Below are 22828 nucleotides of genomic sequence, written 5' to 3'. Positions count from 1 at the left end.
TGTTGATTTCCGTCGTAACCTGACGCATCAGGTCTGGACGGAAATCAGCGCCAATGCAGTACAGCAATCAGCACGGTGAATTTGAAAATAATCTGCACGGCAATATCGTCGTTAGCGAATACTCTGGAAATTTTGACGAAAAAGGTATTCACGCCATATTTTCAGAAATTGAGTCCCTAACGTCTGGATTGGAATACTGGTGTTGGCACCAGATCCCCCACCCTAAAACTAAGATATCTGAAACTGGTGTTGCAGAGATGCTAAACCGCTACACCAAGATCCATGTCCATGGATGTGTGGCGATAGGTGTCAGTTTTACCAATCCAGAAATAAACCGTGTGTCGTTACCCAAGGATGGTACGTTAAAAGTGCTTTTCAAAGTGAGTCGCAATAAAACGTCATTGGACGAATTTTTTCAACAAGCACTAAAGGAAGCAAAGTCTGCGAACATTGGGGAACTACAGATAGCGACAACCGCCAAAGCGAGAAAATTCGACATTATTAAACAGTTTCTAACGGCAACACATTCAGCAGGACTCCACTCTGATGAGCTCAAACAGTTAGTCGGATTCTCAAAACCTCAGTTAGACGCACTCCCAAATCTGGACCGGGATACTTCAAGCCGAATGCAGGCAATAACGGCGATGCTGGGCATAGTGGCGTTCAAGGTCAGACCGGACTCTATCCATAAGTGGATGCATACTCCACTATCGGACAATCAAAGTACGCCATTCGAGATGTGTCTTGAGCAAGACGGTCTCTACGAGTTGTTTAAACAGTTGTAACGTACTGCTGTGCTAAGTACTGACGTATCAAGCATCGGTTTCGGTTCAGGGTGTGTTTCATATTTTCTGCACATTTTGTCATTAACATCAGGTACACTGCCCAAAAAAAGTCCTGCCGGACAAAAAAGAGGTTGCGATGTTAAAGGCGTTAGTCGGCAAGAACACACAGAGCTTGCTCATCCTCATTTTACTCTCTGTATTAGCCGTTTTTGCTGTCACCGGCTACATCGCCATCAACAACATCGTGTCGGAGCAAAGCCGCATACAACAACAGGCCATTAGCCCGGTTTATTCACTGGTTAATCGTGAGTTGCTAAAACCCCTGCATATCGCAGAAACCTTCGCGGAAACTATCACCTTTGATCAGCTGTTAGACAGCGATGAAGTCGATGAAGCGTTTATTCTCGAACAGTTATCCAGAATGGAGCAGCGGCTCAAGTTAACGTTTTTTGTCGCACTAGAGAAACAGCGTAAACAGTTAATGTCTAATGGCCGCCAATTTGATCTGATTGAGGGTAAGGTTTATTGGTATTTTGAAGCGTTGAAAACAGAAAAAAAGATCTTAGCCGACCTCGGTCAGGTCGGTGATGTTCACCTTTTTTTCGATGTGAAAATTTACAACGACGACGGCGAATTTCTGGGTTTTGTCGGGGTCGGCAAACGTATCAAATCGTTCGTGGAATCTTTCGCCAGCTATAAAAAACAATACGGCTATGATTTTCTTTTCGTCAATGAACTTGACCAGGTGATTTTATCTTCATTACCAGACCTGATTGTCACAGACGAGTATATTCCAGATCTCAATTCTCTGCCCTGGTTCACAGATTCCAATGTCAACTTGCAAGATCTGGACAGTATCATTGTTGAACTTAACGACGAAGACGTACTGATCTCAGAAATAAGCATCCCTCAGCTTAATTGGCGACTGTTATTGTTAACCCCCCTTGAGCGCAGGCAGGCAAAGCTTACACATACCTTTGCGATAAACGCAGGACTTGCTTCATCTGCCATTATTGTGGTGATCACCGTCCTGTTCTTCTCCTTTATCGGTTACAAACGTTACCTTGAAAAACGTATGGAAGTTGATGCGCTGACCGGGCTGGCAAATAGAAACTACCTGCAGCGACGCTACCATCAGCTAAAACATCGCACTTCTTCGGTGTGTATTGTCATGGTCGACCTGGATCATTTTAAAAAAATTAACGATACCTATGGTCACAATGCTGGCGATGCCGTACTGCGTGAAGCCGCCCACATCCTGACGTCTATGCTGCGCACCGATGATACAGTGTGTCGCTGGGGAGGCGAAGAGTTCGTATTAATGATCCATAATTTGCCTGCGGATAAATGTCTTTCACTGATAAACCGCGCACGCGAGCATATCGCAGCGCATCCGGTTATATTTGAAGACGATACCATTCAATTTACCGCCAGTTTTGGTGTTAGTGTTGGCACCCCTGACGAACAATTTTCAAAGCACCTGGCGAACGCCGACGTTGCCTTATATGAATCAAAAAAGAACGGACGCAACCAGGCCACGGTATACGAGGCGTAAACTGGTTTCTTCCCATCTCAGTTAAGCGTCTGTGAACAGTCCACAAGCCAATGCACTATTTGTGCATAAACGTCCCTGTGATCCCATAAATTTTCAAACTCTTTGAAAAAAAACACTTTTCTTAACTGGTCTGACCTGTATAATGCACAACAAATCACCAGACATGATCATCTATGCTCCAGTTTCCCTATGTGACAATTGGCCTGTTTAATCCCAAAAGTGCAGTGAATGTCGGGGCAGTAATGCGTGCAGCAGGATGCTTTGGTGTGAAGCATATTTTTTATTCTGGTCAGCGCTTCGGGTATGCAAGAGATTTCCACACCGACACGATTAAGGGTGAAGCAAAAGCGTCATTGACAGGAGTAGACGATCTTTTGAAGGCAAAACCTGCTGGCAGCGACATGGTGGTCGTGGAGTTAGTCAAAGGTGCAACCTTGCTGCCTGACTTTCATCATCCAGATAATGCCTACTATGTCTTTGGTCCAGAAGATGGTTCCTTACCCAAGGAACTGGTTCAACAAGCAGATCATGTTATCGCCATACCCTCCAATCAAAGCCTGAACCTGGCAGCGACGGTAAACGTGGTGTTATATGACCGCGTGGCAAAGGAGCCATTCGATGTGGAACCAGACCAGTTGATTGAATCAAGCAGAGACAATAATAACCAACTACGCCGGTTGTAGTTGGCTTGTAACGTGATTTGTGTATAGTGCTATTAACATTTTTGTAACATTCATTTTTATGCTTTAGGTAGACAGGAGTAAAGTATGAGCGACGATTTTCGCATTCCCCGCCATCCCGAGAACGATTACACGGACGAAATGGCAAAAGCCCGACGTGATTTCCTGAAGGAAAAAACCGGTGCTGAATTAACCCATACCGGCAGTTATTCAATCGACACATCGGTGCTTCCAGGCAACGTTGAAAACTTTGTTGGTATCGTACAGATGCCGGTTGGCGTCGCTGGCCCTGTGCACATCAATGGTGAAAACGCTAACGGCCTGTTCTACGTACCATTGGCCACCACGGAAGGCACACTGGTTGCCAGTTATAGCCGCGGCATGCGCGTCATCAATGAATGTGGCGGTGTAAAAACCACGGTTGTTGAACAATTTATGCAGCGCGCGCCAGCATTTATCTTTGAAGACGCCCGTCAGGCCCGTGAATTTGGTGCCTGGGTAGAAGAAAACTTCGAGGCAATTAAAGCGGCAGCAGAAAGCACGACCAGTGTGGGTAAACTTCAGCATATCCACCAATGGTCAGTATCACGCTCACGCTATTTACGTTTCAACTACACGACCGGTGATGCAGCGGGTCAGAACATGGTAGGTAAAGCCACATTAGCTGCTTGTGAGTGGATCAAAGCCAACTACCCTGTGCAGTGTGAGTATCTGTTATCGGGTAATATGGATACAGACAAAAAGCATTCTCATCTGAATATGCTGCATTCTCGTGGTAAACGCGTGATTGCTGAGATTGTGCTGAAGCAAGACGTGTTGAAGCGCGTCATGAAAGTTGACACCAAAACGTTAGCTCGCGCTACTGTAATGGCTAACACCGGCGCTTTGATGGCAGGTGCCGCCTATAACGGCCCTCACTCAGCGAATGGTATTGCATCACTGTTCATCGCGACTGGCCAGGATGAAGCCAACGTGGTTGAATCACATGCGGGTTTGTTATCACACGAGCTGCTGGATAATGGCGATCTGTATATGGCAGTGACGCTTCCCTCACTGATTGTCGCTACCTACGGTGGTGGAACCGGTTTACCGACACAGCGCGAATGCCTGGAGTTACTTGGCTGTTACGGCAAAGATAAAGCGAATAAATTCGCTGAAATCGTCGCCGCGACTGTGCTGGCGGGCGATATCTCACTTGGCTGTGCAGTCATTGCCGGTCACTGGGTGGCCAGTCACGATAAATATGGTAGAAACCGTACCTAATTCTATTTTACCGGGGTTACGCAGAAGCGTAGCCCCTTTTTTCTTCTCTATTTTTTAAAACATCATACTGAACGCAATTTGTATATCTCTGCCCCGTGCCATGGGTGCCAGGTCATCACGAGACGTCACATAATACTCATCCGTTATATTAGTCAGGTTGACGGTCATTTTTGTGTTGGCGCTTAAATCTATACTTGCCCCAGCATCAAGGGTGGTGACAGTGTCAGTCGGCAATTCGCCCGGTGCGAGGTAATCACTCGCCTGACGATGAGTAATGCCGAAAAATGCCATGCTGCTTTGCCATGCACCGCTCAGACTGATGCGATGTTGTGCTGGTGAAATATCGGCAATCCTTTGGCCCGAATTATCTCGTCCAGACAGCCATTGCCCACCAACATGAAATATCCAATGCACCTGCCTCCGATCCCACTGCAATTTTGCCTGATAGGTCAGTCCCTGTATTTCCGCTTTATTGAGGTTGCGATACTGCAACAATTCGTCATCAACAGGTAAACGTTCAATGTAGTTCTCGATACTTTGAGAAAACAATGAGATGGAACCAGACACAACGTTGCTGTCGTAGGATAGTGCAAGCTCAATATTACGCGCGGTTTCAGTGGCAAGGTTTGGGTCACCCTGTACTCTCCCCCGCGGCGTTGCGCCATCAAAGAAGCGTTCTGTGAGACTTGGCACGCGATAGGCACTACTCAAATAGACTGAAGAAGAGAGTGTCGATGACAGCGTATATTGATAACCAACAAAGCCGCTAAGGTTATTATCAATCGCTTTGTCACGCGCTATGAAATCCCGTTGTGAGTGATGATCAATCCGGCCCCCCGTCGCCAGCGTGCCATCGAATAATGAGCGCTCAAGGTCAACGGCTAAAAATGCCTGCCATTGCTGCGCATCCAGATTGCTGCGTTCAAACACCAACTGTTGCAACGCATCAAGCTCTGTTTCATAGGCCGTAACGTTTATTCTGGCATCAACACCTGCACGCCAGAATACCTGCCAATCGTCAACTAAAAACACATCACTAAAACGTGCGCCCATATCCTGGGATTCATTGATCAAAAAATTACTGCGACGCTGCGGGCGGGTGACGTCGGTATCCAAAACGCTATCGTGAAAATAAAAAAAGCCATTTCGCCAATCGATACTGACTTTACCGACCACATGCTGATTCTTAGGATATAGCGTTATCCTGTCGGTTGGCAGGTCGGCGCTGGCTTTGGCGATGTTATTAGCAGAAGACATCAACAGCAGCCCTTCGCGTATAAAACTGTTATCGCTTTGCGCACGAAGGACCAGACTATTTTGCTCAAAACGGTCATGAATAGCGGCGTTGTTACCGTCAGTGCTGTTGTTGGCGTGACGATGACTTAACAACCATGAGAAGTCTGGATCTGACGTTCCTTGACGCATTGAGCCAGACAACGACCCGTAGCGATAGGATTGATTCATCCCGTACCCCAGACTCATTGCGGTCTCCCGTGGCACTTTTAGCTGCACGTCAATGCCTCCGCCCATTGCGCCAGAGCCCAGTTGCGTCGATGCAGCACCCGCCGTCAGGTACGCCTGACCAACAAATTCAGGTGGCACAAATTCTATTGACGTACCAGCTCTACGTTCAGTGTATATCGGGATCCCCTCAAGCAGAGTCTGAATTCTCCAGCGCGAGAAGCCGCGAATGCTGATGCTTTGCAGTAACCCTCCCTGACCATTCAGATTGACCGCAGGTGACTGGCTAAATAAGGTTGCCAGACTATCCGCACTGAAACTCGTTTCGTCGAATAAGGGATATTCCGGCAGCACATCTGATAGTGCCTGTTGATACATAGGGGCTTTGGATACGACGGTAACGCGTTCAATGTCCTTTGCGTCATTCGCCAGGGACACCGTCGGAATTAACCCCAGCCCAAATGACAATACCGCTTTGCGCATAGCTCTCCAGACGGGCCCTGCAAGGGCCCGATGTGCATTCCATTAAACCAATGTTATAACTGGGGTAACGACTGACCTGGTATCCAGGGCGCTCCCTGATCTTGTAACGCCTGTTCGAAGGCGGGAATATCCTGTTCCAATATGTTAGTTAATTCAGTACGTAATTTTGTGATCTCCTGCTTGGCCAGGTCGAGACTGGTTCTGATCGCAGGCGTCGGTCCATACGTCGATCTGAACGTGCCGATCTGCACGTGGAACAGTCGGTCGCCTACGCTGACATCACTCCAGGCACCAACCTGATTTTTCGCTGGGTTACCATTGAGTTTAGTATCAATTGCCAACAGGTTATTGCGCAGTGAGGCGAATGTAGCATCGAGTCCACCTGGCTCTGCGGCGGTGCGGTCCATGGCCTGCTCGAGCATATCAAGATGCTTCACGCCGTCTCTGAGCGCCGTAGACATGGCACTGGACAGACGTTGCACGCTGGCGACTTCTTTCCAGAAGGCAGTGACTTGCTGTGCGTCAATCTCTTTGAGCGCGCCAGCATCATGCATTTGCACAACATTGAAAGGACGAGCGGGCTGTAGCTCAGTGATCACGCCATCGACTTCCTTGCTCATACTCACCGTGTAGGTGCCCGGTGCAACCAGCATACCTTGTGGCTCTGGCGAGAAGTAGTTGCCCTGCATGCCCAGTGCCTGATGGGCAGGCCAGCGTAAATCCCAATTTACCCTGTGTACGCCCTTTTTAGCCGCAGCTGATATTTTCCTGACCACTTCGCCCTGCGCATCACGCACGGTAAACCAAATGGCAGGTGTTTGCTGACGATGTTCAGCCTCCAACGCATCCCAGCTAGGAATGGACAGCGCTTTATCGTCGTCTTTTAGTGCTTTTTCACGGGCCTGACGCTGTGCTTTAAGGCTCTTGATATCGTCTTTCAGGTAATAGGTAAACATGGCACCATATTCAGGATTTGGAGCGACGTACATGCCATCACCAAATGAGCCTTTGGTACCGTTGCCAAGCGGCATTCTCTCGATGTACCAAAGCGCATCGCGAGGAGAAAAAAGCAGTGCTTCATTGTCCAGCGCTTGTTCAGACACACTGCGCAAAGCGCTGTAGTCATCGAGAATGTAGAACCCTCGTCCAAAGGTTGCCCCGACTAAATCATTTTCTCTGCGCTGAATGGCGAGATCACGAAATGAAATGGTTGGTACGCCGCCATTTAATTCCACCCATTTTTCACCACCATCAACGGTGAAAAACACGCCGAATTCTGTACCTGCGAACATCAGTTTTGATTCCACATGGTCCTGCACGACCCGCCAGACGAGATGATTATCTGGTAGATTTCCAGCTATTGATTTCCAGCTTTTGCCGCGATTGGTACTTTTATAAAGGTAAGGTGTGTAATCACCAAACTTGTGATTATCCAGAGCAACATACACCGTGTCTGCATCAAACATGTCCGCTTTGATGTCGTTTACAAATGCCGTTTTAGGTACCTTCGGCAATTTTTCAACATCAATCTTGCGCCAGCTTTGGCCACCGTTTTCTGTGACCTGAATATGACCGTCATCGGTTCCTGCGTAGATAAGCCCTTCCTGAACGGGTGACTCAGCTAACGACGTAATCGTGCTGTACTGAGACATGGCAAAGATATCCCACGCGCCATCCCAGCCTTGCGTGCTACCCATGATGGGTTGACGAATGCGTTCCAGATTTTTGGTCAGATCGCCAGATATTGCTGTCCAGGTATCACCGCGGTTATCAGATCTAAATACCCGATGTGAAGCAAAATACAAACGGGTCGGACTGTGCGGACTGACCAGAATAGGCGCATCCCAGTTATACCGCTCTGGAGGCTCCCCTTCGCCGGGCTGAGGCCTGATATAGACGATTTCTCCGGTAGTACGATCGTAACGCACCATATTACCCTGTTGCCAGTTGGCATAAACAATGTCTGGGTTGCCAGGCTCGGTGGCAGGCTGATGCCCATCACCAAAGAGCACTACCTGCCAGTCGGCATTGGTTATGCCGTTAACATTATCCGTGCGCGATGGCCCTCCCTGGGTGTTGTTGTCCTGGGTACCGCCATACACGTTGTAGAACGGCATATCGTCATCGACCGCCACTTTGTAATACTGGGTAACCGGTAAATTTGTGAAGTGTCTCCATGTTTTACCACGGTCAAAGCTCTCATATAGCCCACCATCGGTGCCCTGCATCATGTAATCTTTGTCATCAGCAATAAACTCCATGGCATGATGGTCAACATGCTTATGCTCGGTATTCATATTGCTGAAGGTTTTACCGCCATCCCGCGATTCCTGAACAATCACGCCAGCCAGATAAATGTGGTCAAAATAATGCGGACTGGCCCACAGCTCCTGGTAATAATGTGGCCCGGTACCACCGGCAACAGCATCTGCACCTTTCACCCAGTTGGCACCACGATCTGAGGAACGATACACCGCGCCAGTTCGTCTATTAAGTTCAATGGCAGCGTACACTACATCAGGATCAATCGGTGATATCGCCAGGCCTATCTTGCCCATTTCGCCAGAAGGCAAACCCTGAGAAAGCTTCTGCCATGTGTTGCCACCATCGGTTGATTTGTGCAGCCCACTGCCGGGACCGCCGCCATAGTAAGCAGCAACCGTGCGATGACGCTGCCAGCTGGCCGCATACATTATGTCAGGATTGCGAGGGTCTATCACGACATCTGTGACGCCGGTCCAGTCGTCGATATTGAGCACACGTTGCCAGCTTTCACCGCCATCAGTGGTTTTATACAGGCCTCGCTCGCCTCCTTTGCTCCAGAGTGGCCCCTGAGCGGCAACCCAAACGGTATTGGAATCTTGGGGATGAACTATGATTTCCGAAATATGGCCAGTTTGTTTGAGACCCATATTCTTCCAGTTTGCGCCACCATCATGACTGACATACACACCGTCACCAAAACTGACATGGCGACCACCGACGTTTTCACCCGTGCCCACCCATACTGTATTGCTGTTACTTGGATCCAACACCACAGCGCCAATGGAATACACAGTCTGATCATCAAACACTGGCGACCAGGTAATACCGCTATTCTGGGTTTTCCAGACACCTCCTGAGCCGACCCCGACGTACCAGATACTGGTATCGTTAGCATCAATCGCGATATCGGCGATGCGTCCGGACATAAATGCAGGTCCAATGTTGCGCAGTGCCATGCCTTTAAAGGTGGCGCTGGATAACGGTCCCTTATCGTCATCTTTGGCCGACAAGATCGAACAACAGAAAACCAGTGTGAATAAAAATATGGCCTTGGCGGCCCGCGATATGCTGTAAAGACTCATGGAGATCACCCGGAGATAGTCAAAAGTTGTAATGTCAGTAACTAATCCAGACGATGGCACTGTTTTCAGGGCTTCACGTTACAGCGTGGAACAACAAACAACTGACGTTCGTTTATTTGCATTTAACCCTAGACCAAGGCTGTTGATTTATCGAATAAATATTTACAAAGTGACGATCCTGATGAGATGACCTAAAGTACTAATAACGTTTCATACACTCCCATTCAAGAGGACCACACATGATTAGCTATGCAACACTTGGCGTCTCAGATTTAGAGAAGGCCGCGAGCTTTTACGAACAACTTCTTGGCGACTTCGGCGTTAAGCGTCTAGTCAATATGGACAGGATCGTCTTCATCGGTAAAGATATGAAGTCACCGATGCTAGCGGTATGCATTCCATTTGACGAACAGCCTTCTCATCCCGGTAACGGCAACATGCTAGCCTTTGCTCCAGGCAGCAAAGAAGGCGTTGATGCTCTGTATAAAAAAGCCATTGAGCTTGGTGCCAGTTGCGATGGTGAGCCAGGTCAGCGCATTCCCGATGTGTTTTATGGCGCCTACGTACGTGACGCAGACGGCAACAAAATTTGCTTTAATCACTTCGGTTAAACATTTGTCGGTTGGCGATAAAGCTTATCGTCAACCCTGCCCTGTGTTTGTGACCTACCAGAAAATTTTTACCCTCATTTAAACTTTCCTCGTTTCACTCTCGACTTAGTCATTGATTGTTCCCCGCACTAACGTGCTCAGGCGAGAAGTGACGCAATGAAAATAACTGATACAAGCGCACAGGATGTTGTGCTGACAAAAACATCCACTAAACGACCGATTTGGATCGGCGCCGCTATTGTACTGATAGCGCTCGCTATGCTGTTCTATGTTGGCCCGACTGTCAGTAAATGGAGCAGCAGCGATACCAGTGTATCAGCCGAACGCCTGCGCTTTGCGACTGTACAAAGAGGCGATTTGGTGCGTGATTTATCCGTACAAGGCCGTGTTGTTGCTGCCGTGAGTCCTAAACTTTACGCACCCGCGCAAGGCACTATCACTTATACCGTTGATGCAGGTGATAGCGTCAGCAAAGACCAAATCCTTGCCACCATCGATAGCCCTGAACTGACTAATCAACTTAAACAGGAACAAGCCAGTCTGGCAGAAAGTGAAATGGCCCTGGACAGGCAGCGTATTCAGGCCAAAAAACAGGCATTGGAAAACCAAAAAGCGGTGGATATGGCCAAGGTAGCACTGACCGCGGCAGAGCGTGAAAAACGCCGTGCCGACAAAGCCTGGGAATCGCAGTCAATCAGCAATATTGATTACGAAAAGGCCCAGGACGACCTGCAAAACGCCAAACTGGTCTACCAGCATGCAGTGCAAGACGCGAATTTAAATAAAGAAAGCCTGGCTTTTGAACTGAAAGCCATGGAGCTGCAAACAGAGCGCCAGTCACTGCTTATTGAAGAGTTAAGCCGCAAAGTAGAACAGCTCACGGTTCGCTCGCCGGTAGACGGCATTGTGGGCAACCTTGCCTTCGAGCAAAAGAATCAGGTCGCGCAGGATACATCGATCATGAGCGTGGTTGACTTAACCGAATTTGAAATGGAAGTGGCTATTCCGGAAAGCTACGCAGACGATTTGGCTATCGGTATGGCAGCAGAAGTCTCACTTAATGGTGAAACGCATCCGGCACAACTGGTCACTATCTCGCCCGAGATCGAGAACAATCAGGTGACCGGTCGGGTGCGTTTCGCCGCCATCGATCGCTCAGGGAATTCAGTTCAACCACCACAGGGATTACGGCAGAACCAGCGTTTGACCACCCGTATTCTAATGGAAAACCGTGATGACGTATTGATGGTTCAGCGCGGTCAGTTTCTGGAAAGTGGCGGTGGACGTGTTGCTTACAAGGTTGAACAAGGCATTGCCAGACGCATCAGCATTGAAACCGGTGCCAGAAGCCTGTCCAGTGTGGAAATTCTGGGAGGCCTGAATATCGGCGACACCATTGTGATTTCCAGTACCGACCAATTCAACGGGGCGGATGCCGTCCTGATAACTGACTAGCCCCCAAACCAAATTAAAACAACGAGGAACTAACATGCTAACCATGACAGACATCAAGAAGGTATTTCGTACGGACGTTGTGGAAACCCACGCCCTGCGTGATTTCAACTTACAGGTAGATGAAGGGGAGTTTGTGGCGGTGACAGGGCCTTCGGGTTCAGGCAAAACCACCTTCCTGAATATCGCAGGGCTGCTGGAAACCTTTGATGGCGGAATCTATCAGTTGGATGGAGAAGATGTCAGCCATTTCAATGATAAACAGCGTTCGCGTATGCGAAATGAGAAAATTGGATTTATTTTTCAGAGCTTTAACCTCATTCCCGATTTGGATCTGTTTGACAACGTGGACGTCCCTCTGCGTTATCGCGGGTTTAACAGTGCGGAGCGCAAACGCCGTATAGAGCAAAGCCTGGAGACCGTTGGCCTCGCCAATCGCATGAAACACCTTCCTGCACAGCTTTCCGGTGGTCAGCAGCAACGTGTTGCAATTGCCAGAGCCTTGGCCGGTGAGCCTCGATTCTTACTGGCCGACGAACCTACTGGCAACCTGGACTCACAGATGGCAACCAGTGTAATGGAACTGTTGAAATCTATTAATGATACCGGCACCACCATCATAATGGTCACTCACGACCCGCAACTTGCGGCCGAAGCAAAGCGCAACATTCAGGTGCGTGATGGACGTGTCAGTGAGGTGGACAATGTTATGCCACTGAAAGCGGCAACGGCGTAAGGACTTATGTCATGTTCCAATATTACCTGAAACTTTCACTAAAGAGTCTGCGTCGCAATCCGATCCTGAGTGCCTTAATGGTGACAGCCATTGCTCTGGGTATCGGTGCCTGTATGACCATCCTTACCGTCAACTATGTGATGTCTTCCGACCCTATCCCACATAAGAGTGACAAACTATTCTATGTGCAGCTGGATAGCTGGGACCCTTACCAACCCGCGAGAGAGCCAAATGATCCACCTGATCAAATAACCTGGACTGATGCAACCAACCTGATGCAGGAAAAGGCGGCGTTCAGGCAGGCTGCGATGGCAAGTTCAAACGGTGTAATTGAACCGGCAGATCAGGACAGTAAACCGTATCTGGCGTCTATGCGACTGACCTACTCTGACTTCTTCAGCATGTTTGATGTGCCATTCCTATACGGCAGTGCCTGGGATGCAGCTGCAGATGAGCAGGAACAACTTGTGGCTGTAATCAGCAAAGCCACCAATGACAGAAACTTTGGTGGTGAGAACTCAGTTGGACAAACCTTACGTGTCGCTGGCGAAAACTTTCGCATCGTTGGCGTCGTTGATGACTGGCAGCCTGTTCCTCGTTTTTACGATGTAACCACCGGCGCGTTCGATGATACCGAAGAAGTCTACTTACCTCTTGCGCTAAAAATGCCACTAGAGCTGCCAAGTTCAGGCAATGTGAATTGCTGGAAGGAGCCTGATGGTGATGGGTTCATTGCCTTCCTGCAGTCCGAATGTGTGAATTATCAAATGTGGGTAGAGCTACCCAGCGATGCTGACAAACAGCGCTATATGGACTTTCTGGACAATTACGCAAACCAGCAAAAGGCGCTTGGACGTTTTCCCCGTCCTCTCAACAATAAGCTCTCTGACGTAATGCAGTGGATGGAATACAACAATGTTGTGAATGATGATGCCGAAGTCATGCTGTGGTTGTCATTTATGTTCCTGGCGGTTTGTCTACTTAACACCATCGGTCTGCTACTGGCCAAATTTTCTACCAAGGCTTCAGAGATTGGCCTGCGTCGCGCTGTCGGTGCCAGCCGTGGCGATCTGTTCCGTCAGCATCTGGTAGAAACCGCCATGATTGGACTAGCAGGTGGATTAGCCGGGCTCGGATTGGCTTGGTTAGGTTTGCGAGGAATTGAAGCGATCTTCGGTGAATTTGTGAGCAAAATGGTACATATGGACACCAACATGATCATTGTCGCGTTAGCTCTGGCACTGGTATCAAGCATTCTTGCCGGGCTATATCCGACCTGGCGCGCCTGCAACATTGCGCCAGCCGGTCAACTTAAGAGCCAATAGAGGAAATGATTATGTCTGCTACAAACTGGGAAGTCGGTCCTATTCTTCGTGCTCTTAAGCGCAATAAAGTTGGGGCGTTACTGATCGCCCTGCAGATTGCAGTGACCATGACCATTATTGTTAATGCAATATTTATTATTCAGGAACGCAGTCAGTTGATGGCCAGAGAAAGCGGCCTTGATGATGCAAATTCGTTCTTTTTAAGCAGCACAGGTTTCGCAACCGACTTTGATGAACAATCAACGGTTACGGCTGACCTAGAAGCCATACGCAACACCCCTGGTGTGCGCAATGCCATTCAGATCAACGCAATTCCAGTCAGCGGTGGCGGCTGGTCAATGGGACTGCAAACCGAGCCAGGTGAGGATATCGAAGGCACCGGCGTGGCCGTCTATATGGTAGACGAACAGGGGCTGGATACCCTGGATGTCGAACTTATCGCAGGAGAAAACTTTACTGCGAATGACATTCTATGGCGCGGCAATGGTGAAAGCAGTTGGCCTGATCTGGTGATACTTTCACAAGCGATGGTAGAGAGACTTTTTCCCGATCTGCCCGTTGCAGAATCCATTGGCAAAACGGTCTATATCAACAATGATGAACCTATGATCATCAAGGGCGTGATTGACAAGCTGCAGGCACCCTGGCCGGGCTGGAGCAATGTTGAAAATTCCATGCTAGTACCACAAAAAATGCTGTTCACCTCAACCAGGTATTTCATCCGCGCTGAACCCGGCATGCGGGATACGTTAATGCCGCAAGTTGAGCAGATGCTGGCTGACAGCAACCGTGGCCGAATTATTCGCAGCCTGCGTAGTGTCGAAGAAACCCGCGAGCGTACCTATCGACAGCACAGCGGCATGATTAAGATCCTTACTACGGTGATGGTTATCCTGACCATTGTCACGGCTCTGGGGATTGTTGGTTTAGCGAGCTTCAGCGTCAACCGCCGCAAAAAGCAGATTGGCACTCGTCGTGCACTGGGTGCATCACAAGGCTCTATCATGCGCTATTTCATGTTGGAAAACTTTTTGATTTCAACGATGGGCGTGTTACTTGGCGCAGCACTGACAGTCGGACTGAACATTCTGCTGGTCAACACCTTCGAAATGAGCCGTATTGAATGGTATTACGTGCCGGCCGGTATGGTTGTGCTATGGATTGTCGGGCAACTGGCAGTTTACGGACCGGCAAGAAAGGCAGCTCAAGTCTCACCCGCTTTGGCGACAAGAACGGTTTAAAAGAAATTATCCGCCAGCCTGAGCTGGCGGATTACTTTTTTACTCAAAGTCTACAGTGACAGTTTGTTCAGCGCTCAATACCACTTCAAGCTTGGCTTGTATTTCAAACCCTTGCTCGGCGCCCTCATCACTCTCTGGTACATCATTTAAGGCCAGACAGGTAAAGCCAACGGTATATTCGCCGGCTGGCAAATAGGCGACTTCAAAACGGTAGCCCTGCTCATCATCAAAATCGACCTCACCGATTGTATAGGGAGAAACTTCACTCTCATCCGCTGCTTCGTCGGTGTCATCACCAAGATTGCTAAGCTCGTGAGTATGTCCCTGATAGATATAGACAGCATTCCCCTTATTAACGTCGGTTTTGTCCAGACAGACTTCAGCCAGTACCAGAGATTGTGCAACGCTACCTTCAATCGCACCGGTCAGGTCGTTTTGTACCAGACGTACACCGCGAGGTTTCAGCTGTACTTCCGCTCTTCCGGGCGGATCAACCAGGGCTTTGCGTAGATCAAATTCAACCGTAAAGGTTGCCTGCTGTTCTTCAGCTAAAGTGAATCCATCCAGTTTGAGCTGTCCACTGGGCACCCGAAGCGCAAAGGTTCCTTGCTCGAGTTCGATGTATGAGTTTTCTGTTACATTGAGTCGAAATTGTTCATAGGTACCGGCAGGCACCTCGACGTCTTCCAACAAAGAATCAAAATCAGCGCCTTGAAACTGCAGGAGATCAACTTGCTTAGGATTGTCCTGCTCATCTCTCACATCAATCACAATGGGATTGCCCGTGCCAACGAGTTCAACAGAATCAAATTCGACAACGACGGCAAGTGCATCATCAACCGGTGCATCAGAGACATTGACAGATAGTGTGGTAGGAAGTGTTGACTCAGGTGGTTCTGGCTGAAGTGTGTCAGAACTGTCACCAGAACCGCCGCACGCAGTTAAAACGGTCCCAGCCAGCGCCATGATCAGTGAATTCTTTATTGTTTGCATACTTATTTCCCAAATACTGCATAAGGTCTTATTCGTTCAGCAACTTTCAGACCACATTAGAAAGGTTGTGCTGAGGCTTATATGTTAAGGGGTGTAGAAGAGAGTGTCGGTATTGAGGGGGTGAAGCTTGTATGCGCAAAGATACAGTCAGTTCAAAGAATAACCGCCACCAGACTTCCCATGCCCGCAGTTTTACGGGACTTGTGTGCGTGTCTGTTATTTGCAACACGTAGAATTAGCGCGACGGGAAAACCGCTTCACTATTGCTCTGGCTAATGGTTTTTCAATCACGTAGGTACTAAAGACCGCGAGTAGCAATACAAGAATAACCGCCAAGGCAAGATGAACGTCAGCAAGTTGCGGGAAATGCTCGATGGATATAAACGCGACTGCCAAAACAAATGCCTGCCAAATGAAAATTGAAAAGCCGATGTCACCCAAGCGTTGCATTATCGAACTTGAAAGCAGTCTTGCCACGAACCCCTTACCTTTAGCCAAATCAATGATAAACACCATATAAAGCGGCATCAGCAGGCCAAACCTCAGAAAATAAACCAGATAAGTATCCAGCGAAGGTATACATGCGATGCCAATTAATAGCCCCAACGCAACGTCTCCCAGAGAAAAAAATGAAGCAGCAGAATTGGTTGAGCTTGCACCGCTGATAGATACGACCCGACTCAGTAACATGCCGGAGACAAAATACGGCACCCAGAATAGCGGGAAATTGCTAAAGAATAATTCTGTATGCATTTGCCACGGTGCGTTTATCCCTACGTAAAGATAGTAGCCAAGGGCAGGAAGCAGCGAAATGAGCGGAAGTATGGTCAGCAGCGTTTTTTGCTGTTTACAGGTCAATAAATTCAACGCTTTTATCAGGTAAGGCATCAACAGGTATAAAAACACCAGCACTGATATGGTCCAGGAGGGCCAGCTCCATATCGGTACAAAGGGAGGATACCAGGCTTGCATCAGCGTGGCCGTGCCAACAGCGCTGCCTATCAGGAGCATCGCTGAACGCTCCTCTTCAATGTAAACACCCAGTTTTACCGCGATGAGTATCGCCAGAACGACAAGGTGAACCGGATAGATGCGCGCAAAGCGCTTTAGCCAGAACTGTCTCTTACCGTCGCGCAATTCTCCATCAACCTGCCAGTAAAGATAGGACAGGATAAAGCCAGACAGCATAAAAAACAGACTGGTTGAGACCCAACCGTTGGATAGAAATACCATCAACCACGCAGGGAATTCAGACATGCCCTGGAGTAAGCCCTGTGCTTGTGCTGTCTGGCCACTGTAATAGGTAAACACCGCCCACAAGTGATACATGAAGATATGGAAAATTGCGACAAAGCGAATTCCTGTCAATGCCGGCAACGGTGCGGGCTTGCAATTATCAGTCATGATGAATTAAAAACCGCTCGCCAACTGGTCGATAGGTTGAGGGTTTATCAATTTGCTGCGCGTACAAATCTTGCGGAATATGCGGCTGCAATAACGGCTCAGAGACACGAGAGTCTGTGACAGTCGGGTCAAGCCACATTGCTATGGTCTCATCATGCTGAGGCAGCATCAGTGGCATCGCTTTGGTGTGAATATGCTGAAGCTTTTCATGGGGCGGCAAGGTGATCACAGAGCATGACAGTGTGACCTCGCCGGTATCCTTATGCACCCACTCCTTATACAGGCCACCGAAAGCAATGGCTTCACCTTCCAATGCGATCATGTCATGGTAGTGCAATGGTTTTTTATTGATAAACTCGGTTTCACCAAATCCTTTGGCCGGAATAATACAGCGACTTTGCCGAAAAGGTATGAAACCTGCGCTGCGTGGCACATTAAGCTTGTCATAGCGGGTATTAAACGACGTATATTTTGAAGGCTTGAATCCGCTTTCAGTTGCTTCAAGTAACAGCCACCAAATGGCATTATCCATCCGCGTAATACCGTTTTTCTGCCGAACAATAGACACTGGCTGTGTGGCGCGAATAAAACGCTGTTCAACCATCCCCGTCTCTGGCCACAGTTCAATACCTAACTGCTCACACAGTCCCTGTACACCGGCATCGTCAATGACATTCAAACGTCCACACATAGGCTATTCCTACACTAGCAGACTTACTGCGATCACTGCCGGCGTTAGCAGAGTCATGATCACGTTTATTGCCATTAGTGGCACAAGAGAGTCGAGATGCTTGTGCGCCTCTTTCAGTTTTACCGACACTACTGCGCCTAGCATCAAAGGTAAAAAACCAATCGCCGCACCAGGTGGCAACGCTGCCACAGCAAGGCAGATAGAAAGCATAATCACTGATGCCAGCCAAAACGCTATGTACACCAGAATCGAAACGGAAAAACCATGGCGGATAACAAGGTGATTGCGCCCGTGCTGTCTGTCGGCTTCAACATCTGGAAACTGATTTAACAGTAGAAGGTTATTGGCCAGAAAAAACACCACCATTGAGATGAGTAAGGACGGCACCGAGTAGTCACCGCTAAATACGTAGTGCGTACCGCAAATCATAAGCGGTCCAAAGGCCAGCCCCGGCGCTATTAAACACAAATACGCAAATCGGTTCAGCCATCGGGTGTAACTGACAATGATAGTGATACCCAATAAGCCAAGCGGGACAATTCCCCAACCTATCGACATCGCAAAATACACACCTATTGCCATGGAAACGGTGAGACAGACGATGGCAACGGCATGACTTGAAAACGCCGCTGACGGCGTATCGACTAGCGCCCCACTGCCACCGCTAAAAGGCGTGCGCGTCGTCGCTAAATCGAGACCGCTGTTATAATCCTGATATTCATTCAGACAATTCACTGCGATATGAGCACTGAGTCCCCCAATTATGGCCAATATGATTTTACTGATTAAAATGTCCGCGCCTATTGCGACCGCGCTTGCAATGCCAAGAGCCACACAGATCAGAGCAAGCAGTAAAAAAGGCGGCCGCATTGTCTGCAACGTGGCAAATATGGTGTGGGAGGACATGACCGCTCCAGCCCCTATAAGCTGATGGTTGCCTGCATATAGTCTGCAGCATATCCAGTTAAATAGACTCGATCACCTTTAAGCTCACAGAATAAATCTCCACCGCGCGAAGATAGCTGGCGGGCGTGAAATGCGTGCTGTGCTGACTTGTCGGCCCAAAAAGGTGTCAACTCACAGAACGCGGAACCCGTCACCGGGTCTTCATTCACTCTAAGCTTAGGGAAAAAGCAACGAGCCACTATGTCATACTGCTCTCCCCTCGCCGTCACAACTACGCCCCTTCCATCAAGTTTTGAAAGCTTGAAAAAATCCGGCGTCAGACTCGCCAGCAGAGATTCACTCTCCAACTCAACAATGTAATCGAATGCTTTATGAATTGACACTGCTGCGCAGCCCAGCGCTTCCAGCAGCAGCGGTGGCGCAGTAACCGGCTCTGGCATACTGGCGGGGAAATCCATAATGTAACCTTTATGATCGCGCCTTACAGTCAAACCTCCGCTGTTAGTAAAAAAACGTACAGCTGACTTCTCATAGCCACAATGATGAAATAACGTGTGCGCCGTGGCCAAGGTAGCGTGCCCACACAGGTCCACCTCAGCTTCAGGCGTAAACCAGCGCAACCTGAAGCCCTCATTTTCGGCGACAAAAAAAGCGGTTTCCGACAGATTATTTTCCTCTGCAATCTTTTGCAGCATGGTGTCCGGGAGCCACTCGGGAAGCGGCACTACCGCAGCCGGATTGCCACCGAATACCTGCTGCGTAAATGCATCAACCTGATATAACGTCAGTTCCATTTGAGTTACCTTCGCGACGTGTTGGGTAGGAAACTATGCAATTGCTGAATTGCGATTGCAATATTGAAATCATCGCCTTTTCCGCAGTTAGATTTATGTTGATAACTATCCTTAAGACCAGCTGAAAACTCAACGTTAAGGGTGTACTTTATTTTTCTGCACTGATGCAGGTAATAATTTAAAGGATTAATCATGAAGAACTTAACTGAAAAAGAAATAACGCAAGTTAGTGGTGGTGTAACTGGTTTTATTTACGGCTATTTAGGCGGCAAAGTAATTGATGCATCGCTTGAATGTTTTTCTGAATATGTTGATGATTTTTCATCATCTAGCCATAGTTGGACAGCCAATTACGAAGTGCCTTTTGGTGCGGGGTTTGGAACCATTTAACGCCAATAATGTAAAACCAAATAGGTACATAAAGATGAAAGCAACTCTCATTTCCAAGAAGTTAATTTTGTTTATATTGGGCTTAGTAACGGCGATATTTTTTAGCCGATACGCAACATTGCCATTCATCTATGAAATTACTCTTGTGAGCGGTGTTGCTTTTCTCATTTACATTCTTGAAAGAATTTGTAGTAGAAAACGGTAAGTAAGGTCTAATGTACTTCCCGCAGCACTCTCGTCACCATCGTCAATAACGCATTCAGGTTAAATGGCTTTTCGATAAAGCCTTTTACCCCCTGAGAGCTCAAAAATGCCGATGTGGAACTACTGTCATAACCTGATGCCACGATAACATTAATATCAGGGTTGATGACCTGCATTTCAAAATACGCATCATTGCCATTCATCACTGGCATGGCCATGTCTAGTATGACCAAATCAATATCCTGCCACTGTTTGCGATATGTATTAACTGCTTCAAGACCATTTTCAGCCTGGATTACTTGGTATCCTGACATGGTTAAAAATTCACTGCACAGTTCTCTTATCGACGATTCGTCATCCACCACCAGGATACGCTTAGGATGTTGTGAAGTATCTGAATCAGACGCATTGATTTCTTCACCGTCCGATATACAGGTATCGTCTCCTCGGTTGATCGTTAAATAGATGATAAAGCTGGTGCCTTTTCCTACTTTACTTGCAACATCGATATAGCCTGAATGCTGCTTTACTGTTCCATATACTGACGCGAGGCCCATTCCCGTTCCCTCACCCGCGGGTTTAGTGGTGAAAAACGGGTCAAATATCTTTTCCATATTAGATTCATCGATACCTGTGCCCGTATCAGTGACGGTTATCTTAATAAAATCTCCTGTGGGCTCATCAACTTCCTGCAGTAAATTGCGGTCTTCATTTGCTGAAACATTTTCCGTACTAATGGTCAGGGTGCCACCATTTTGCATGGCGGCACAGGCGTTTAACGCCAAGTTTAATAATGCACTTTCAATTTGTGCTTTATCCGCAATGACACAGAAAGAGGTCGCATGCAGCCTGGCTATGATATCAATTCGCTTATCAACGGAATGGGCGAGCAACTCAATGGTTTCGTTGATTTCATGATGAATATTGGTGGGCTGTTTGACTAATTGCTGTTTTCGGGAATACGCCAGCATCTGTCTGGTCAGGCTACTTGAACGTTCTGCAGCACCAATGATTTTAGAAACATAATGTTTGATTTTATCATCACTGGCATGTTGATTGATCAACTGAGCATAACCCAGAATACTGGCCAGCTGATTATTAAAATCATGGGCTACCCCGCCGGCCAGTTGGCCAATTGCGTCCATTTTCTCACGGTGCCTGAGTTGTTCCTGCACTTCTCTCTGTTGGCTAATATTAGCAGACACAACTGTGAGATAATCCACCTCACTACTGTTTTCTTTAGGCACAGGAATGAGATTGTGTAGCAGCCAAATCTCGTTGCCTTTACTGTCCAGAGCATTAGATTCAAATGCCTGACGTATACCAGTACGAACGACTTCTCTAAGCTTATCTTCCATCAGACGTTTGGCATCATCTGGGAAAAACTCGAACGGATAAGGCTTACCGTACCAGTCATCGCTGATGGGTAAGCTCAGCATATTGAAGCCATTAGCATTCATATAGCGAAGTGTTAGATCGAGGTCGACGATTTTGTGACATACTGGAGAATAATCCAGCATCGCATTATTTCGTCGTTCTAATTCCCGTATCGCAATTTCTGCATTATGACGCTCGGTAATATCCAGATTGGTACCCAACATTCGTTGGGGTTCGCCGGCATCATTACGTATGACTCTTGCATCACCTTTCAAATAACGAATGTTGCCATCTGGACGAGTAATACGAAATTCAATATCGTACTCTTTCACCCCTTCTAGTGAGTCCATTAACGCCGCGCGAGCATAATCACTGTCATCCGGATGTAAGGCGTCTTCCCACAACTTAACGGTCTCCGAATAGCCTTTTCGCTGAAGGCCGTAAATACGATACATCTGATCATCCCATACCAACTTGTCAGCGTTGATATCCCAGTCCCATATTCCAACATTCCCCGCTTTCACTGCCTCACTTAACCGTAAGTTAGCGTCCTCAAGTTGAGCCTGAGCACGTTTCAGATCGGAAATATCAATACCTGTGCTGATGAAGCATTCATCCAGCGGAATGCTATTCATATAAAGCGTTTGATCGGTAGCCTCGAAATAATCCACCCACTCATACGGCTTTCCTTCGTCAAATATCTTTTTGACGATTGGCATAAACAGTGCGGTGGCATCGACAGGGGCAAAGATTTCGTTGGTCGTTTTACCTTTTATATCGTTGAGTTTTTTACCCCAGCTCGCCAACGCAACCGGGTTTGCATCGAGTAATCGCCAAGTTTGAATTTGCCCAGATGCGTCACGCACCAGCTGCCAGAAATGCACCTCATGCAGCATGTTGTGAAATAGTTGTTGATATAGGTCGTGACGTTGTTGAAGCTTTGCATGAGACGATTCTAACTCACTTATACGAGCTTTGAGCTGTTCTACATCTGCACAGTCGGTTACATCAGTTTTAGCCATACGTGACACAGACCCTGCAACCTAAGTGATGTCTCATTGCACAAAACCACAGATAAAACAGAAAAGTAAAGTAAGTATGGGATATTTTTTAGCATATTGCTTTTTAGT

The 22828-nt window shown here is 47.9% G+C and carries 18 protein-coding genes; 10 read left to right on the top strand and 8 right to left on the bottom strand.

What is annotated here, in order from left to right:
- Positions 1–53 precede the first annotated feature (53 nt).
- From G441_RS19810 to G441_RS0102045, 4 genes are all read left to right on the top strand, one after another.
- A complete protein-coding gene (locus G441_RS19810) occupies positions 54–785 on the top strand; it encodes a hypothetical protein (protein ID WP_026374812.1) in 732 nt (243 codons plus the stop codon).
- A 136-nt stretch (positions 786–921) separates the two neighbouring features.
- Positions 922–2340, top strand: a complete 1419-nt coding sequence (locus tag G441_RS0102055) for a sensor domain-containing diguanylate cyclase (protein ID WP_051275269.1) — start codon at positions 922–924, stop codon at positions 2338–2340.
- 173 nt (positions 2341–2513) lie between these two features.
- Positions 2514–3023 carry an RNA methyltransferase gene (locus tag G441_RS0102050; protein WP_026374810.1) on the top strand — a complete coding sequence of 170 codons (510 nt, stop codon included), beginning with the start codon at positions 2514–2516 and terminating at the stop codon, positions 3021–3023.
- An 84-nt stretch (positions 3024–3107) separates the two neighbouring features.
- The gene (locus tag G441_RS0102045; protein WP_026374809.1) at positions 3108–4283 is read left to right on the top strand and encodes a hydroxymethylglutaryl-CoA reductase; all 1176 of its coding nucleotides are present in this window, start codon (positions 3108–3110) and stop codon (positions 4281–4283) included.
- Positions 4284–4337: 54 nt separating this feature from the next.
- On the opposite strand, the gene G441_RS17710 is transcribed toward G441_RS0102045, so the two are convergent.
- A complete protein-coding gene (locus G441_RS17710; protein ID WP_051275268.1) occupies positions 4338–6227 on the bottom strand; it encodes a TonB-dependent receptor plug domain-containing protein in 1890 nt (629 codons plus the stop codon).
- Between the two features lie 53 nt (positions 6228–6280).
- A complete protein-coding gene (locus G441_RS0102035) occupies positions 6281–9574 on the bottom strand; it encodes a VPS10 domain-containing protein (RefSeq protein ID WP_084407243.1) in 3294 nt (1097 codons plus the stop codon).
- A 239-nt stretch (positions 9575–9813) separates the two neighbouring features.
- Between G441_RS0102035 and G441_RS0102030 the strand changes: the two genes are divergently transcribed.
- The 5 genes from G441_RS0102030 to G441_RS0102010 all read left to right on the top strand — a co-directional run bounded on the left by G441_RS0102030 (position 9814) and on the right by G441_RS0102010 (position 14939).
- Complete coding sequence (locus tag G441_RS0102030) at positions 9814–10185, top strand: VOC family protein (protein WP_026374807.1); 372 nt, start codon at positions 9814–9816, stop codon at positions 10183–10185.
- 156 nt (positions 10186–10341) lie between these two features.
- On the top strand, positions 10342–11640 hold the full coding sequence (locus G441_RS0102025; RefSeq protein WP_026374806.1) for an efflux RND transporter periplasmic adaptor subunit: 1299 nt from the start codon (positions 10342–10344) through the stop codon (positions 11638–11640).
- 34 nt (positions 11641–11674) lie between these two features.
- Positions 11675–12373 (top strand): ABC transporter ATP-binding protein, encoded by a 699-nt coding sequence (locus G441_RS0102020; RefSeq protein ID WP_026374805.1) that lies wholly within the window; start codon positions 11675–11677, stop codon positions 12371–12373.
- A gap of 11 nt (positions 12374–12384) precedes the next feature.
- Entirely contained in the window at positions 12385–13698 is a 1314-nt protein-coding gene (locus G441_RS0102015; protein WP_026374804.1) for an ABC transporter permease, read from the top strand.
- An 11-nt stretch (positions 13699–13709) separates the two neighbouring features.
- Positions 13710–14939, top strand: a complete 1230-nt coding sequence (locus tag G441_RS0102010; RefSeq protein ID WP_420806135.1) for an ABC transporter permease — start codon at positions 13710–13712, stop codon at positions 14937–14939.
- A gap of 39 nt (positions 14940–14978) precedes the next feature.
- On the opposite strand, the gene G441_RS17705 is transcribed toward G441_RS0102010, so the two are convergent.
- The 5 genes from G441_RS17705 to G441_RS0101985 all read right to left on the bottom strand — a co-directional run bounded on the left by G441_RS17705 (position 14979) and on the right by G441_RS0101985 (position 19727).
- Positions 14979–15932 (bottom strand): DUF4382 domain-containing protein, encoded by a 954-nt coding sequence (locus tag G441_RS17705; RefSeq protein ID WP_051275267.1) that lies wholly within the window; start codon positions 15930–15932, stop codon positions 14979–14981.
- Between the two features lie 216 nt (positions 15933–16148).
- Positions 16149–17336, bottom strand: coding sequence for an acyltransferase family protein (locus G441_RS0102000; protein ID WP_026374802.1), 1188 nt, complete (start codon positions 17334–17336; stop codon positions 16149–16151).
- Positions 17329–18027, bottom strand: a complete 699-nt coding sequence (locus G441_RS0101995; RefSeq protein ID WP_026374801.1) for an SOS response-associated peptidase family protein — start codon at positions 18025–18027, stop codon at positions 17329–17331. The genes G441_RS0102000 and G441_RS0101995 overlap by 8 nt, the downstream gene beginning before the upstream one ends.
- A 9-nt stretch (positions 18028–18036) precedes the next feature.
- Complete coding sequence (locus G441_RS0101990; protein WP_034474128.1) at positions 18037–18933, bottom strand: prenyltransferase; 897 nt, start codon at positions 18931–18933, stop codon at positions 18037–18039.
- Between the two features lie 14 nt (positions 18934–18947).
- On the bottom strand, positions 18948–19727 hold the full coding sequence (locus G441_RS0101985; RefSeq protein WP_026374799.1) for a PhzF family phenazine biosynthesis protein: 780 nt from the start codon (positions 19725–19727) through the stop codon (positions 18948–18950).
- Between the two features lie 192 nt (positions 19728–19919).
- On the opposite strand from G441_RS0101985, the gene G441_RS0101980 reads away from it, so the two are divergent.
- On the top strand, positions 19920–20117 hold the full coding sequence (locus tag G441_RS0101980) for a hypothetical protein (protein WP_026374798.1): 198 nt from the start codon (positions 19920–19922) through the stop codon (positions 20115–20117).
- Between the two features lie 212 nt (positions 20118–20329).
- On the opposite strand, the gene G441_RS0101975 is transcribed toward G441_RS0101980, so the two are convergent.
- Positions 20330–22720: a response regulator gene (locus tag G441_RS0101975; protein ID WP_026374797.1), complete on the bottom strand. Its 2391-nt coding sequence runs from the start codon at positions 22718–22720 to the stop codon at positions 20330–20332.
- Between the last annotated feature and the right edge of the window lie 108 nt (positions 22721–22828).

Origin of the sequence: Aestuariibacter salexigens DSM 15300, assembly GCF_000429145.1 — a bacterium.
GTDB lineage: Bacteria > Pseudomonadota > Gammaproteobacteria > Enterobacterales > Alteromonadaceae > Aestuariibacter > Aestuariibacter salexigens.
Note: the sequence above shows the minus strand (reverse complement) of the source record. Positions and strands in the feature narration are given on the sequence as shown.